The organism is Bradyrhizobium jicamae (assembly GCF_018130215.1).
GTDB classification, from domain to species: Bacteria; Pseudomonadota; Alphaproteobacteria; order Rhizobiales; family Xanthobacteraceae; genus Bradyrhizobium; species Bradyrhizobium jicamae_A.
This window is the reverse complement of the sequence record NZ_JAFCKQ010000038.1, coordinates 1-14,876: the sequence shown is the minus strand read 5'-3', so window position 1 is coordinate 14,876 and position 14,876 is coordinate 1. Positions and strand designations below refer to the sequence as shown.

The 14,876-nt window shown below is 65.4% G+C and carries 14 protein-coding genes and 1 tRNA gene; 9 read left to right on the top strand and 6 right to left on the bottom strand.

The window, feature by feature from the left end:
* Positions 1–14 precede the first annotated feature (14 nt).
* Positions 15–665, top strand: coding sequence for a 3-oxoacid CoA-transferase subunit B (locus JQ586_RS29810; protein WP_212398206.1), 651 nt, complete (start codon positions 15–17; stop codon positions 663–665).
* Between the two features lie 684 nt (positions 666–1,349).
* Here JQ586_RS29810 and JQ586_RS29805 read toward each other — a convergent pair.
* Positions 1,350–2,321: a threonine/serine dehydratase gene (locus JQ586_RS29805; protein ID WP_212398205.1), complete on the bottom strand. Its 972-nt coding sequence runs from the start codon at positions 2,319–2,321 to the stop codon at positions 1,350–1,352.
* A 27-nt stretch (positions 2,322–2,348) separates the two neighbouring features.
* On the opposite strand from JQ586_RS29805, the gene JQ586_RS29800 reads away from it, so the two are divergent.
* Positions 2,349–2,666, top strand: coding sequence for a helix-turn-helix transcriptional regulator (locus tag JQ586_RS29800; RefSeq protein ID WP_212398204.1), 318 nt, complete (start codon positions 2,349–2,351; stop codon positions 2,664–2,666).
* A gap of 67 nt (positions 2,667–2,733) precedes the next feature.
* Positions 2,734–3,219 (top strand): Crp/Fnr family transcriptional regulator, encoded by a 486-nt coding sequence (locus JQ586_RS29795; RefSeq protein ID WP_212398203.1) that lies wholly within the window; start codon positions 2,734–2,736, stop codon positions 3,217–3,219.
* Here JQ586_RS29795 and JQ586_RS29790 read toward each other — a convergent pair.
* Positions 3,158–3,985: a metallophosphoesterase gene (locus JQ586_RS29790; protein WP_212398202.1), complete on the bottom strand. Its 828-nt coding sequence runs from the start codon at positions 3,983–3,985 to the stop codon at positions 3,158–3,160. The genes JQ586_RS29795 and JQ586_RS29790 overlap by 62 nt on opposite strands.
* Positions 3,986–4,232: 247 nt before the next feature.
* Positions 4,233–7,892, bottom strand: coding sequence for a PAS domain-containing protein (locus JQ586_RS29785; protein WP_212398201.1), 3,660 nt, complete (start codon positions 7,890–7,892; stop codon positions 4,233–4,235).
* Between the two features lie 289 nt (positions 7,893–8,181).
* Here JQ586_RS29785 and JQ586_RS29780 point away from each other — a divergent pair, with 289 nt between their 5' ends.
* From JQ586_RS29780 to JQ586_RS29755, 6 genes are all read left to right on the top strand, one after another.
* A complete protein-coding gene (locus tag JQ586_RS29780; protein ID WP_212398200.1) occupies positions 8,182–8,565 on the top strand; it encodes a phasin family protein in 384 nt (127 codons plus the stop codon).
* A 282-nt stretch (positions 8,566–8,847) separates the two neighbouring features.
* Positions 8,848–9,282 carry a phasin gene (locus JQ586_RS29775; RefSeq protein WP_212398199.1) on the top strand — a complete coding sequence of 145 codons (435 nt, stop codon included), beginning with the start codon at positions 8,848–8,850 and terminating at the stop codon, positions 9,280–9,282.
* A gap of 171 nt (positions 9,283–9,453) precedes the next feature.
* Positions 9,454–9,530: transfer RNA gene (locus JQ586_RS29770), tRNA-His, on the top strand.
* An 85-nt stretch (positions 9,531–9,615) separates the two neighbouring features.
* A complete protein-coding gene (locus tag JQ586_RS29765) occupies positions 9,616–11,241 on the top strand; it encodes a tyrosine-type recombinase/integrase (protein WP_212398198.1) in 1,626 nt (541 codons plus the stop codon).
* Positions 11,242–11,374: 133 nt separating this feature from the next.
* Positions 11,375–11,764: a hypothetical protein gene (locus JQ586_RS29760; protein ID WP_212398197.1), complete on the top strand. Its 390-nt coding sequence runs from the start codon at positions 11,375–11,377 to the stop codon at positions 11,762–11,764.
* 27 nt (positions 11,765–11,791) lie between these two features.
* A complete protein-coding gene (locus tag JQ586_RS29755) occupies positions 11,792–12,058 on the top strand; it encodes a hypothetical protein (RefSeq protein WP_212398196.1) in 267 nt (88 codons plus the stop codon).
* A 380-nt stretch (positions 12,059–12,438) separates the two neighbouring features.
* Here JQ586_RS29755 and JQ586_RS29750 read toward each other — a convergent pair whose 3' ends face one another.
* The 3 genes from JQ586_RS29750 to istA all read right to left on the bottom strand — a co-directional run.
* On the bottom strand, positions 12,439–12,654 hold the full coding sequence (locus tag JQ586_RS29750) for a hypothetical protein (protein WP_212398195.1): 216 nt from the start codon (positions 12,652–12,654) through the stop codon (positions 12,439–12,441).
* Positions 12,655–12,946: 292 nt separating this feature from the next.
* Positions 12,947–13,690 carry an IS21-like element helper ATPase IstB gene (istB, locus tag JQ586_RS29745; protein WP_212398194.1) on the bottom strand — a complete coding sequence of 248 codons (744 nt, stop codon included), beginning with the start codon at positions 13,688–13,690 and terminating at the stop codon, positions 12,947–12,949.
* 11 nt (positions 13,691–13,701) lie between these two features.
* Positions 13,702–14,876 (bottom strand): IS21 family transposase (gene istA, locus JQ586_RS29740; RefSeq protein WP_212398193.1); only part of this gene is annotated, 1,175 nt, incomplete at its 5' end.

Genomic DNA, 14,876 nt, shown 5'->3' with positions numbered 1-14,876 from the left:
GACAGGAGATCCCCATGGCCTGGACCCGTGAACAGATGGCTGCGCGCGCCGCCAAGGAGTTGCGCGACGGTTACTACGTCAATCTCGGCATCGGCATTCCGACGCTGGTCTCGAATTACATTCCCGCCGGCATCGACGTCAGCCTGCAGAGCGAGAACGGCATGCTCGGCATGGGTCCGTTCCCCTATGAGGACGAGGTCGACGCCGATCTCATCAACGCCGGCAAGCAGACCGTGAGCGAACTGCCCGACACCGCCTATTTCTCTTCGGCCGATTCCTTCGGCATGGTGCGCGGCGGTCATATCGATCTGTCGATCCTCGGCGCCATGCAGGTCGCCCAGAACGGCGACCTCGCCAACTGGATGATCCCCGGCAAGATGGTGAAGGGCATGGGCGGCGCCATGGACCTCGTCGCCGGCGTCAAGCGCGTCGTCGTGGTGATGGAGCATTCCGCCAAGGACGGCCCGAAGCTGCTCAAGACCTGCAACCTGCCGCTGACCGGCGAGCGCGTGGTCGACATGGTGGTCACCGATCTCGCCGTGTTCACCATCGACAAGCACGGCAAGGACGGCATGGCTCTGATCGAACTCGCCGACGGCGTCACGCTCGACGAGGTCAAGGCCAAGACCGAAGCCGAATTCCGCGTCGCGCTGAAGAACACCTGAGATGGTGACGGCGGGCGGATCGACGATCCGTTTCGCGCGATCTCGTGGGTGAAGAGCAAGGCCGCTGCCGCATGCACCGCCGTCGTCCCTGCGAAAGCAGGGACCCATACGCCGTGGCGAGTGTTGTGAACGGGATTCGTCGTTCCAGCGTCCCGCAACAATTTCGCTCAACGGTGGATGGGACACAGCTTCGCGTTCTCGCGACCGCTCTTGCCCGAGTTTTGCGTCTCGTTTCGCCGCTCTGTGAGCAGAGGGCGCAGGGAAAGCCGGGTGCCGATCGCACCCATGGGTCCCGTGCAACAAAAAGCACGGGGGTAGGACCACAGGTGTAACCGGAGCAACCCGGCTTTCCCTGCGCGATGGGTTACGGCTTATACGTGCTCTCCCCGGCGAGACTGGGCTTTCTTGTCACCGCTTTCGCAAAGATGCTTGCGCACGCTTCACGAGAGGACACCTGCCACCAGGGCGTCAGGCCTGCACGATTTCGCCGTCCGCCTCATGCGCTCTCGTCAGTCACGCATGCGGCGTCCACCGCATCCCACCACAACGTTCGTGACGATCGCGAGCGCCCCTCGAGCGGATGAGACGGAAAATCTATACACTGATTTGCCATTACGATAAACCGAAATATTTTTCGCGGCAGGGCTGGACAAGACCCCCAAATCAGTGCTGCTGAACCGGCGTTCAGCGCGTGCGCGCAAAATCCACCGCTGTGGTGTTGCCGCCGCTGATCACGACGGCGACGCGCTCGCCAGGAGCGGGCTTGTAGGCGCCCGACAGCAACGCCGAAAATGCCGCGGCGCCGCCCGGCTCGGCGACGATGCGCAATGCGCGCCACAGCGTCTCCTGCGCCCCGGCAATCGCATCGTCGGACACCAGCACGGCGCCTTGGACATATCTCTCGGCGATCGGATAGACCTGCGTACCGATTCGTCGCGGCGCGAGCGAATCCGCCGCAATGCCGCCCGCCTCGGCGTCGACCGGATGGCCGGCGGCGAGTGCGTGCGTCAGCGTCGGCGCGGCCGATGGTTCGACACCGATCACCTTGATGCGCCCGGCATACCAGGCGGCGATGCCCGCGATCAGGCCGCCGCCGCCGACCGACACCAGCACGGTGTCGATATCGGGCGCCTGCTGGCCGAGCTCGAGACCGAGCGTTCCCTGGCCCATGATGGTCTCGCGCTGGTCGAAAGCCGGCACCGCCATTGCGCCGCTCTGCCGCGCCCAGACCTCGCTCGCCGCAAGCGCGTCGGCATAACGGTCACCCTCGATGACGAGATCGGCGCCGTAGTCGCGGATGCGCTGCACCTTGGCCGGCGATGACACGGTGGGGACGAAGATCCGCGCCGGGGTGCCGAGCTTCATCGCGGCATAGGCGGTGGCGGCGCCGTGATTGCCGCCGGATGCAGCGACGACGCCGGCCTTCGGCACATCGCGCGCGAGCAGGTTGGCAAAGGCGCCGCGGGTCTTGAACGAGCCCGCATGCTGCAGCAATTCGAGCTTGAGCGTCAGCGGATTTCCCGCCAGGCCGAACTCGTCGCCCGCGAGCGCAACGACCGGCGTCCGCCTGACATGCGGCCGGACCAGCGTCTCGCATTGCGCGATCTCCTGCGGTGTTATCCCGGTCACGGCGGCCTCCTCGATGCGGTTTGACATAAATTAGTCATTTAGCTAATTAGCAATATGCCTTCGTGGGATGAAAACGTCGAGTCGGTACTGCGCGCGCTGGCGAGCGATCGCCGGCTGTTGATCCTGCAGTGGCTGAAGCGCCCGAAAGCGCACTTCCCGCCGCAGGTCGACGGCGACCTGGTCAAGGACGGGGTCTGCGGCGCGCTGATCGCCGAGAAGCTCGGCGTCAGCCAGCCGACCGTGAGCGAGCACCTCAAGATCCTGGCCCAGGCCGGACTGCTGAGCACCAAGCGCGTCAAGCAGTGGACATTCTACAAGCGCGACGAGGCCCGGATCGCGCGGATGAAGGAGGCGATCCTCGAGAAGATCTGACCGGAAAACAGCTTTCAACTCATCCGGATCATGCTCTAGTCTCACCGGACGCGGAGGTCACAAGTTCATGCGCGCGATCCTGGATCACTGCACGGGAGGGGCGAAGCGAAGCCTGCCGGCGGGCACCGATTTCATCCACGAGGGCGGCAAGACCGGGCACCTGTTCGTGCTGGTCGAGGGCAAGGTCGAGGTGTTGCGCGGCGACAGCGTGGTGGCCGTGATCAGCGAGCCCGGCGCCGTGTTCGGCGAAATGTCGGTCCTGCTCGACCAGCCGCACAGCGCCAGGGTGCGCAGCGCGTCCGACACCGTGCTGTACGAGTTCGACGACGCGGCGCGGTTCCTGCGCGAGCAGCCGGCGATGGCGCTCCTGATCGCGCAGCTATTGGCTCAGCGCCTGCACGTCGCCACCACCTATCTCGCCGACCTGATGCAGCAATATGCCGGGCACGGCACCCATCTCGAGATGGTCGGCGAGGTGCTTCAGCACATGTTCAGCCTGCCATCGTCGCAGGTCGCGCCAGGATCGGATCGGGAATCCGACCCAAGGATGTGAGCCAGGCCGGCGGTGCGGTCACGGCCGCGGCCGGCCGGCTGAGCGGCACGGCGAGATCGATGACCTGCTCGTCGCCGGCCGCGAGCCAGAACGCCTTGCCCTCGTCGAGATCGAGCACGATATGGGCCGGCGGCCAGCCCGGTTGCAGCCCGGCATTGAACACCCAGCTGTAGCCGAGCCTGTCGTACCACGAGCCGTTGGGAATGAACGGCGACTGGTGCACATGGCCGGAGATCACGATCTGCGGCTGGTAGCGCATGATCAGTTGCATGAGCTCGGTGTCGCCGAAGAAGCGCCGCCCGCCCCAGCTGGTCGGCGAATTCGCCGGCGGCGCGTGATGCGCCCAGATCCAGCATTTCGGCTGCATCGCGGCCGCGTCCCGAAGCTGCGCGTCGATGCGTGCCTTGACCTGCGCTCCATCCCACCACGGGCAGACCGAGAACAGCGTGCCGCCGATCTCGACATTGTCGCCGTCGCAGGCAATCCCGAACTCCCTGATGCCGCCGACCCAGCGCGCGATCTTCTCGCCGGCGGCGTCGCGCTCGTCGAGGTCATGATTGCCCGAACAGAAGATCACGCGGGTGAGGCGGGCGAGCCGCGCCAGATATTTGCGCACCACCACGATCTGGGCGCGAAAGTCGACGGCCGACGCGATGTTGAGCGCGTCGCCCGCGAAGATCACGAGATCGAACTGCGGCGCCGCTGACAGCAGCCAGTCGAACTGCCGCAGTGAATAGTGCAGATCTGCGACGACCAGGCAGCGCATGATCAATCAAGTCCGGATGCGCGGACGGAGTCCGCCGGTGTGGGTGCGTGAGTTCGAGCAAGAGTCATGCCGTGGGTGGGCGGGGAAGACCAGACGATGACCACGGCCAGCTGGTCAGGCTCCCCTCCCGCCCGCGGGTTGGGGTGCGGGTCTCACCACGAGTCGTATTGCGGAAGCAGCCCGCACCCGGATCGCATCTGCGATCCGGTCTCCCCGCAGGCGGGAGAGGCAAGCGAGTCCCTTCGTCTCACGCCCGCGCGGCGGCGTGGGAGAACACGATCTCGATCAGGGTGCCGGTGCGGCCGCCGGTGCGGATCTGGAATTTGGCGCGGTTGGCTTCGACCAGCGCCTTGGTCAGCGACAGGCTGACGCCGCCGGAGCCGGCCTGGTCGGTCGGCGCCGGAGCGCGGAACGGCTCGAGCGCGGCGGCGACCTCGTTGTCGTTGAGGCTCTGCCCGGTGTCGCGTACCCGCAGCATCACCTCGCCGAAGTCAGACAGCGCGGTGGAGACGATCACTTGGCCGCCGGCATTGGCGAGATGGATCGAGTTGCCGATCAGGTTCAGCGTGATCTGGCGCAGCGCGCGGGCGTCCGCGATGACGGGCGGCAGCGTGTGCGCGAGCGAGGTGCGGATGATGATGCGCTCGCGGTTGGCCTGCGGCTGCATCACCGCGACGCAGCTCTCCACCATCTCGTTGAGGTTCTGGCTGGTGAAGGCGAGGTCGAGCTTGCCGGTCTCGATCCGGGCGAGATCGAGCAGGTCGTTGACGATTGCGATCACCCGCTCGCCGGAGGCGCGGATGTCCTTCATGTACTCGGCATAGCGCTCGTTGCCGAGCGCGCCGAAACGCTCGCCGATCATCACCTCGGCAAAGCCGATGATGGCATTGAGCGGTGTGCGCAGCTCATGGCTGATCCGCGCCAGCATGTCGGATCTGGCGTTCGCCGCGCGTTCGGCGAGGCGCCTGGCCTCGCGCAGCTCGCTCTCGCTCTTCCTGGTTTGCGAGAGGTCGCGGAACACCGCGAAGAAGTTCGGTCCGTCGGCGCGGGTGCGGCCCATCGTCACCGAGAGCGGGATGATGCCGCCCTGGCGCACGCGCCCGAGCGCCTCGCGGCCATGATCCAGCAGGCTGGTGACATCAGGCGATTTCAGGCCGGCAAGATAGTCGAACACCTCGTGCCGGCTTTCCGGCGCGAACAGTTCGGCGAGATTGCGCTTGATGAAATCCTCGCCGTCATAGCCGAACAGCGCCTCGGCGCTACGGTTGCAGGAATTTATGTTGCCTTCGGCATCGAACATGATGATGCCCTCGGCCGCAGTGTCGAGGATGGCGCCGAGTTCCTCGGCGTCGGCGTGGCCGGCCTGCGGCGGCGCCGGCTCTGCAACCGACTCCGGCTCCGCAGGCGGTGCAGAGAGCGCGGCCGCGACGGCAGCGTCCTCGTGCTGCGTGCTCGTGAAGATCAGCGCCAGCGCGGAATCGCCGTCCCAGGAGATGGTGTGCAGCCGCGCGTCGGCCGAGGCCGAGGCAGTGGTGCTGTCCTCGGCCTGGCTGGCGGAGATCGTGACCGGCGTGCCTGACCCGGATGAACTGCTCGCCTGAGAGACGCCGGGCTCGACATAGAGCGCATCGAGCCCGCCGGCGTCCTCGAGCGCGTGCAGGCTGGGATACCCCAGGCGCGCGAGGAAGGCGGGGTTGGCATAGAGCAGGCGGTCGAGCCGGTAGATCAGGATGCCGACCGGCAGCAAATCGAGCAGCGCCATGTCGCGCCTGGATTCGCCACGCGGCGCCGGCTCGGCCTGCGCCAGCCAGGTCGCCTTCGGTGTGTCGCGAAGCTCCTCCCGCGGCGGCTCGGTTGCGGGCGGCTCGACGACGGCGGGCGGCTCGGTGACGGTCTCTGCGGTGTGGCCTGCGGCCGAACCGGTGAGACCGGCCTCGCTCTCGAGCCGGGCCGACAATTGGCGGGCGAGTTCGTTGAAGGCGTTGTTTTCGACCGGCGTCAGCGACGGCGGCCTGGTGTCACCGGCGAGGCGGAACGGCACCACATTCGGCGGCGTGTCGCTACGCATGTCGGCGCCGGATTCTGGGCGCGTATCCTGAGGCGTTTCCACGGCGTGATCCGGATCGGCTGGGTGTGAAGTCTCTGGCGCAATCGGTGTGGTCAATTCCTCAGCTGGTGGTGCGGCGTCGGCATCTGGCGGATCCGCGAGCTGCGGAGCAGCTTCGGCCGGCGGCGGCTCTGCGAGGGCCGGCCCCGGCGGCGCATCGGTGGCCGCGGCTGCGCGCGCGACGTCGGCCGACAGCGGCTGCGGCAGCGGCGGACCGCTGAAGAACTCATAGCGGCGCAGCGCGGCGAGTCGCGCAAGCCCGTCGAGGTCGCGACACACACCAAAGCCGCGATAGCCGGCGAAGGTCCTGTTGCGGTCGAACACCGGCAGGCCGGACAATTCGACCGGCAGGCGGCTGCCGCCGTCGACCGGCCAGTTCAGCGTGATGCCGCTCCAGGTGTCGTGGGACCCGAACGCCTTCATCACGCGGCCTTCGGGATCGAGTCCGAAGGTCTCGGCGATCTCGCTCCACAGACGGCCGAAGCCGGCCGCGGTGTGGATTCCGATCAGGCGGGTGAACTCATCGGAGCCGAGCGAGAAGCGCCCCTCATGATCCATCTGCCACATGAAGCGCAATGGATGCCGCCGCGTCGAGGGCAGCGGCTCGTCGAGCCAGGAAGGCGCCGCCGCAGGTGCGGGTGCCAGGGGCGGCGGTTCGGCGGCAGGTGCGTCAGCCATCGCATAGGGCGAGGAAACGGGATCGGCCGGTGGCGTCGGTGTGGCCACGACCGGCGCCTCGACTTCATCTGCGGCGTCGGGCGGGGCCTCGAGCGGCGGCGCTTCGGCTTCCTCTTCCGCCGTCACCTCCGTCGGCGCTTCCGGGAGCGACGGCTCGACCGGGGGTGCTTCGACAGGCGCAAGTCGTGAGGGCGTGACGACAGGGGCGCCTGCCGGTGTTTCCGCCGTTGTTTCCCGCGGCGGATCCAGCGCATCGAACAGTGTGAATCCCAGCGGCGCGTCCTCGGTCGGCGCCTCCTCGGCCTGCGCGCACGCGTCGGCATGCGCCGCAGGTGGCGGTTCGGCGACGGGGGCGGCCGGCGGCGGTGCAACGACGGGCTCGGGTTCGGCCGCACTCGTCTCGTCCGTTGCTAACGCTTTCGCGATGTCCGGTGCAGCCGGCGGTGCTGGCTGTGGCCGCGCAGCCAGATGCGGGGCCGGCTTGATCAGCGCGACCAGCGCGGTGTCGGCACCGTGGCCGATCCGTTGCAGCACCACGCGGCCGATCGCAACGCTTAGCCCCGCGCGGCCCTGTTTCAACGCGTCGCCGCTCACCGCCTCGAGGCCGGCCTCGCTGAGATCGTGCAAACCGGGCAGCGGACGCGCCGCCTCGTTGGCGCCGATCAGCAGGCCATCGCAGCTGAAGACCGCGGCAGGCTGCTCGATGCCCAGCACCAGCCGCTGCAGGCGTTCGGCCAGCGGCATGGTGCGGCCTGTTGCGTTCAGCGCCGTCATCAGGATGCCGTGGCTGCCGTCGGGCAGTTCGAGCCGCGCGCAGGCGCAGGTCGCGAGCAGCCCCGCCGCCGCGCCGAAGCCGCGCAGCCGCTCCAGCCGCACTGCGCCATTGGCCGCGAGGTTCGGGCCGAGCCGCGCGACCTGGCGGCGATGCGGATCGGCCGGACCGAAGGCGCGCCTGGCGAGATCAAGGCTGTTGGCTGCGCCGAAGATCTGCACGCCGACCGGATTGGCCCACAGGATCCGCGCGCCGTCGGCCGACCACAGCCACGCGGGCAGCGCGCTTGCAGCGTGCCCCGCTAGCCTGACGTCGGCGAGCGCCTGGACCTGGAATTCCGCATCATTCATCACGCAGGACTTGACCGCATTGGTTGGGCTTTCTCACCGCGCCCGGCCGCAGAACCCGGTGGCCACAGGATGACAGCCTTAACGGAACGTTAGTATCGCAAGCGCTGGGCGGCAGGTCCACGGCCCCTTCAGGCGCGGCTGCGGCAAAGACGGGATAACGTTAACTCGCCAAGGATCCCTGAAACCCGCCTGAACGATCCGGACGCTGCCGCGTTGTCGGGTATCGCCGGAACCGGCGGCAGCCGTCCGGTGCTTCGACGTCAGAAGAAACAGGCCATGGAGAGTGACCATGAGTGAACCCGGGCGAGACCATTTCGAGATCCCGAAGGACATGCGAACGATGGCGGAAGCAAGCTTCGACCAGGCGCGCAAGGCGTTCGAGCAATTCGTCTCCAACACGCAGGCAACTGCCGGCAAGATCGAGGAGCGCAATGCCACGATGCGCGCCGGCGCGAGGGACATTTCCAGCAAGGCGCTCGCCTATGCCGAAAAGAACGTGCAGACCTCGCTGGATTACGCCCAGTCGCTGCTCAAGGCCAAGGATCTCACCGAGGTGATGAAGCTGCACAGCGAATATGTGCAAAGCCAGATGCGCGCACTCACCGAGCAGGCCAGCGAAATGGGCCAGGCCGTCAGCCGCGCCGCAATGGATGCGGTCAAGCCGAGGAACTGAGCCGGCTGACCGGCGCCCGGCCGTCCCGTGCAGATTGCGATGCAACCTCGGGCGCGGCCGGAACGGAACCCGCACCCGGTCCGGCCAAATGTTGCGGCATTGCAGCGTTTTCGCGTTGCGTTGCACAAAATTGACATGATACGGGTGTTTATTGGACATGCCCGACGAAGGGCATTCCCGTGAACCAAGGCAGCGTGATCGATTTCGACGTCCCCGGTTTTCCAGGTCCCGGGGGCGCTCGCAATGGTCACATCGAGTCACCCGTTGCGAAGGATACACGTCATGACGAACCCGTCCGATCCGTTTTCCGCCTCGATCATCCCCTTTGAAGTTCCCGAGCAGATGCGTGCGTTCGCCGAAAAGGGCGTGTCGCAGGCCCGCGACAGCTACGCCAAGTTCAAGGACGCTGCCGAGACCCACAACTCGACGGTCGAGGCCGTCTTCACCACCATGAACAAGGGTGCCACCGAGTACTCGGCCAAGCTGATCGAGTTCTTCAAGGCAAACTCGACCTCCTCGCTCAATTTCGCCCAGGAGCTGTTCAGCGTGAAGTCGCCCTCCGAGGCGGTCGAGCTGTGGACCTCGCACGCCCGCAAGCAGTTCGAGACCTACACCGCCCAGGCCAAGGAGCTCGCCGAGCTCGGCCAGAAGGTCGCTGCCGAGGCCGCCGAGCCGATCAAGGCCGGCGCCTCGAAGTTCTACCAGCCGGCGGCCTGATCGCCCCGACGATTGCGAAGGGCCCGGGCCGATCGGCCCGGGCTTTTTGTTGGAATTGAGTTTCGAAACGGCGCGGAAAGCCTGCGTTACGGCCTTGCCAAAGGGGCGCGTTGCACCTAGTTTCCGCCCGAAATCGCCGCCCCCTTTCTGCAGAGGGCCGCGTGCCAGGATGCAGTTGTAGCTCAGTTGGTTAGAGCGCCTGTCTGTGGAACAGGAGGTCGGTGGTTCGAGCCCACCCAACTGTACCACTACAGTTGAATTGCCCCGCACGCTCAGCATCTTACTGATAAGCCAAGTGGATTTGCGCCGCCTGAAATACAAAGGCGCATACAAATGGCATTGCGGATGGTCTCGTTAACTCGTGCTGTTGATGGTCGGTGGTTTGCCCGCAAAGCCATTCCCGAGGATGTTCGTGGGGAATACGCGCGGCTCTACGGCCTCAAGCGAGAAGCCCATCTTAAGCTCGCGGCAGACACACCCAAGTCCGAGGCAAAGGTGCGTCTCGGGGAATGGGAGGCTGAGGTTGAAACCCGCATCGCCGCGTTGCGTGCGCAGCGAAACGGCGAAGGCCAGCCGCTTACCCGGCTAAATGCAATCGCGCTCGCAGGCCGGTGGTACAACTGGTTCGTCAAGCAGCACGAGGATGATCCCGGCCCCGCAAAGCACTGGCGGGAATTGGGCGACCTTTTCGTGTGGGACGTGATCCGTCCGCATGCGCCTGACAGCTACGAAGCTGACCCCAAGGCGGACCCCCGCTGGGATTGGGCCAAAGAACCTGAAGTCCGGGAGGCGGTGAGGCCGCAGGTTGCCGAGTGTGCCCGCGTAGCGACATTTCTGGCCAGCGAGGGGATGGCCCTCAATGCCAGCGCCTATGCTCTCTTTGTGGACGCGGTTAGCGACAACCTCTTGCCAGCCATTTCGCTGCTTGAGAGGCGCGCTAATGGTGACTACTCCCACGATGACACTCCTGACAGTTTCCCACCCTTTACAAATGGACCCGTGCGCAGTTCAGGTGTGAGCTGCTGGGAATTGTTCGAGGCGTTCGTCACCGCGAAAAAGCCCGCGCCAAAGACGGTGACACGCTGGCGGTCCGTGTTCCTCGAAATGCAGCGTCAGTTTGCTGACGTAGGGGCAGATGGGATCACCGAAGACGCCGCACGCAAGTGGGTGCATGGTCTAGTCACGGCGGAGCGCGGGGCGAGTACCGTTCGGGAAATCTGGCTTTCGGCATCTCGGCGAGTTTTCGGTTGGGCGCGAGAGCATAAGCGCATTCGCCAAAATCCCTTCAAGGAAGTCAAGGTTGACGTGCCGCGTAAGATGCAGACGCGGGAGGATGGTCGGAGCTTCACCGCAGCCGAGGCAAGCACGATATTGAAGGCCAGCCTCGCCTACGAGAAGCCAACCAGCCCAACCGAGAGGACGCGGCGCTGGGTGCCATGGCTCTGCGCGTATTCTGGGGCGAGGCCGGGAGAGATTACCCAGTTGCGCGGCAGCGACATTGAAGACCGCAACGGCCTCTACGTGATGAAGCTGACACCCGACGCGGGCACGATGAAGACCCGCAAGATACGTGTCGTGCCGCTTCACGAACACCTTGTTGCACAGGGCTTCATTGAGACGGTGGAGCGGGTCGGAAAAGGCGCTTTGTTTTACAATGACCGCACCCAACAGCAGATGAGTACTGATCCTCTAAAACCATCGCGTAGCCGGGCCGATACGGCGCGCGCACACCTGGGCACATGGGTACGCGCGTTGGGTGTAGACGATCCCGAGCTTAGCCCGAACCATGCTTGGCGGCATACCTTCAAGCGCATCGCTGATGAAATCGGAATGCCCGAGAAAATGAACGACGCGATTACCGGGCACACGCAGGCGACCGAGGGAAGGAAATACGGGGCACCGCGCGTAGTCGCGATGGCCGAAGCTCTCAATAAATTCCCGCGTTACACGCTAGATTAAACCGCTTCTCAGCGGAGGGCCGGGTCACTGTGGCCCACCGACTGAGCTGTTGCGCGTACACAGTGGCACCAAAAAGACTACCGGCAGGGGCGCTAGGGCAACGCCGGGACACCAGCGAAAGCATCACGCACACATGACTAACGCAAACATGCCGGTTGGCTACAAATCACTCTTGTCGGACGAAGCCAGACAGGCAGCCAAAGCCCTCAGGCTGGCCATAGAGCCGTTCGTTGCGGCTAACCCTACAATCCCCGCCAGCTACATCATCAGCTTCCTGACGGTCGCTGAGAAGGAAGGGCGGCCGGTCAATGAGTACGCTAACGAGGTCGGGATTTATAAGGCCGTCATGACGCGGCACCTTCTCGACCTTGGGGAGCGTAGCCGGAACGGGGGCGAGGGTATGAATGTGATTTCGCAGGTTCGCGATAAGCAGGACCTACGCATCAACCGTTCATTCATCAACGAGAAAGGCTCGAACCTGTTGTCTAAGGTCCGTCGCGCCTGGGAACTTAGTCGCAAATAATAACCCAACACCCGGAGATGACTAGCTATGGCATACGACGACGAAAATGAACTGGACCGTTGGGTAGCTGAAGTTCGGGGAGACCGCTTCGATGCGGTCGCGAAGACCCTCGGTATGTCGAGCAACAATCTGTTCGACATCGTGGAGGCCGCGCCCGACCCTGAGAACCTGAAGAACATTCTGATGTACGCGCATCAGGACGGGACGAAGAAGAAGCGGCTCTTCGACATCTTAGCCGCAGGGATGAGCCGGGAGGGTAGGGAATTGGCCGCTTGGATGGGAGGGTTGAGGTAATGGTATTCGCACAGCGCGATCAGCGCACCAGGAAGCTGGCCGCCCGCGAACCGAGCAAGCGGCGCGACAGCTAGCTAACACCCAAGGGTCGCACCGGGGCATCCTGAGCTTCGGTGCGGCCACCGGCATCGCGGCGAGGAAGGGGCACGCGCTGAGGCCGCAGAAGAAGCGAACCAGCAGGCCCGTCGCCAAGAGTTTAGACAGAGGTTGCAAGCGGCCAGTCAAGCAATGCAGAGCGCCGCAAACCCGCCTGCGGTTCACTGCTCCACGATGCCCAATGGTATCGGGGGCACCAACACGACGTGCCAATAAGAAAAAAGGCCGCACCGGGCTCCCTTGGCTGGGATAACCTGATGCGGCCGTTATCTTGTGTATTCTAACTACGCTGCTTCCTTAACCAGCTCACTCTTTCCACTGCGGCCCCGCCCAGTGACGGCGTAGGTCACACCATCGGCTTTGAGGGCCACCGTGGTCGGATGGTTCTCGTTACGAAGGTTCTTCTGTAGGTCCTTCTTGGCGTTCGCATTGAGGCCAAGCTCACGAGCCACCGCCGTCATTGAGATACGCCCCGGAGCCCGGTTACCCATGAAGGTCAACAGGCGCTCGTGGGGAGTTCCTGCGCCCCTCCTGCGGATTCCGATGATCTCGCCCGGGTGTACCGATTTGATCTCGCCCAGGATTCCGAGATGATCTCGCCCACCATTCCGATTTGATGTCGCCCGGGGCGCGAGGCGTTCTGGCAGTCTGGTTTCTGGCATCGGCGAAGCCGCGTGGTCAATCTTGAATCGCGGCTCGACGGGCGGGTTTTTCTGTTGCTCCTGCTGTGGGCATGTGGGCAACGCTCTTTGCGTTGTCCAAGCGTAGCGGCATGTCCACAGCGCCACAGGCTCAGGTCTTTCGGTCGGGTTTGCGGGTTCGCCGCATGCTTTCGCCGTTGAGATCGATCCGGTGGGCGTTATGGACCAGGCGGTCGAGGACGGCATCGGCGTAGGTGGGATCGCCGATCAGCGCGTGCCATTGATCGACCGGGAGCTGGCTGGTGACGATGGTGGAGCGGCGGCCGTAGCGGTCCTCGAGGATCTCCAGGAGGTCGTGGCGGGCCGCGGCGTCGAGCGGCTCGAGGCCCCAGTCGTCGAAGATGAGCAGATCGATGCGGCCGAGCGCCCGCAGGAGCCGCGGGTGGCGGCCGTCGCCGCGCGCCAAAGCGAGATCGGTGAACAGCCGCGGGACACGCTGATAGAGCACGGAGCGATTGTCGCGGCAGGCCTTGTTGCCGAGCGCCGAGGCGAGCCAGCTCTTGCCGACGCCGGAGGGCCCGCAGATCAGCAGGTTGGCGTGGTCGTCGATCCATTGGCCTTCGACCAGCATCGTCAGGAGGCTGCGGTCGAGGCCGCGCGGGGTGCGATAGTCGATGTCCTCGACGCAAGCCTGCTGGCGCAGCTTGGCGTATTGCAGCCGCTTCGATAGCCGCTTGTCGCGTCGCAGCGAGGCTTCGCGTTCGAGCAGCAGCGCGAGCCATTCGGCATGGCCGAGGCTTGCGGCATCGCCGCCGGCTTCGATGTCGGCAAAGGCCTTGGCCATGCCATGAAGGCCGAGCGCGTGGAGTTGATCGAGGGTCGGATGCGTGAGCAAGGCGTGATCTCCTAATTGTAGTAGCGCGGCCCGCGGATGTTGGGATGAAGGACCGGCGCGTTGTCCGCGGGGCGCTTGGGTGAAGGACGCCGATCGAGATTGTTGGCAAGGATCGATTTGACCGAGCCGTAGGTGCGCGCGCCGATGTCGATCGCGCGCATGGCGGCAGCATCGAGCCGCTCTTGCCCGTAGGATTGGCCGAGCCGGATGATGCCGAGGCAAGCGCGAAAGCCCTGCTCGGGGTGCGCCCGCTCATCGAGGATCAGGTCGCACAGCGCCGCGGTGGCCGGCCCGATCGTGGCGGCCTCCTTGCGAATGCGCTCGATGGTCCAGCCGGCGTAGCGCCGATGACTGGACGCCATGTGTTCCGGCACGGTGGTGTGCTTGTGGTTGCCGCTCATGCGCTGATGCGCGGCGATCCGCTCGCCCTTGTGGAAAATCTCGACGGTGCGGGCGGTGAAGCGCACCTCGACCTCGGCGCGGACGAAGCGATGCGGGACGCTGTAGTAATGCGCCTCGACCTCGACGTGATAGTCGATGCTGACCCGGCAGATCCGCCACTCGGCGAACACGTAGGGGCTCTCCGGCAAGTCCTTGAGCGCCGGCCGGTCGATCTCCTCCAATAGCTTGCGGCGGGTCACGCCGAGCCGCCGGATCGGCCGCTCCTCGTTGAGCCGGGTCATTAGCTCGGTGATCGCCGCGTTGACCTCAGCGAGGCTGTGGAAGGTGCGGTGGCGCAGCCGCCCGAGCAGCCAGCGCTCGACCATGAGGACAGCCTGTTCGACCTTCGCCTTGTCCCGTGGCCGTCGCGGCCTGGCCGGCAGAATGGCGGTGCCGTAATGCGCCGCCATGTCGGCGTAGCTGCGGTTGATCTGCGGGTCGTAGAGGCAGGCCTTGATCACTGCGACCTTGGTATTGTCCGGCACCAGCAGCGCCGGCACGCCGCCGATCGCCTCGAAGGCGCCGACGTGGCCGCTGATCCAGTCGGCGAGCCCCTGCGTCCAGGTCGCCTGCGCGTAGGTGAAGCTCGATGCGCCGAGCACCGCGACGAAGATCTGCGCGGCGCGTCGCTCGCCGGTGAACCGGTCGATTACCACCGGCACGCCATCGCCGGCATAGTCGACGAACAGCTTGTCGCCGGCCGTATGCGACTGGCGCATCGTCACCGACAGGCGGCCTTCCCAGG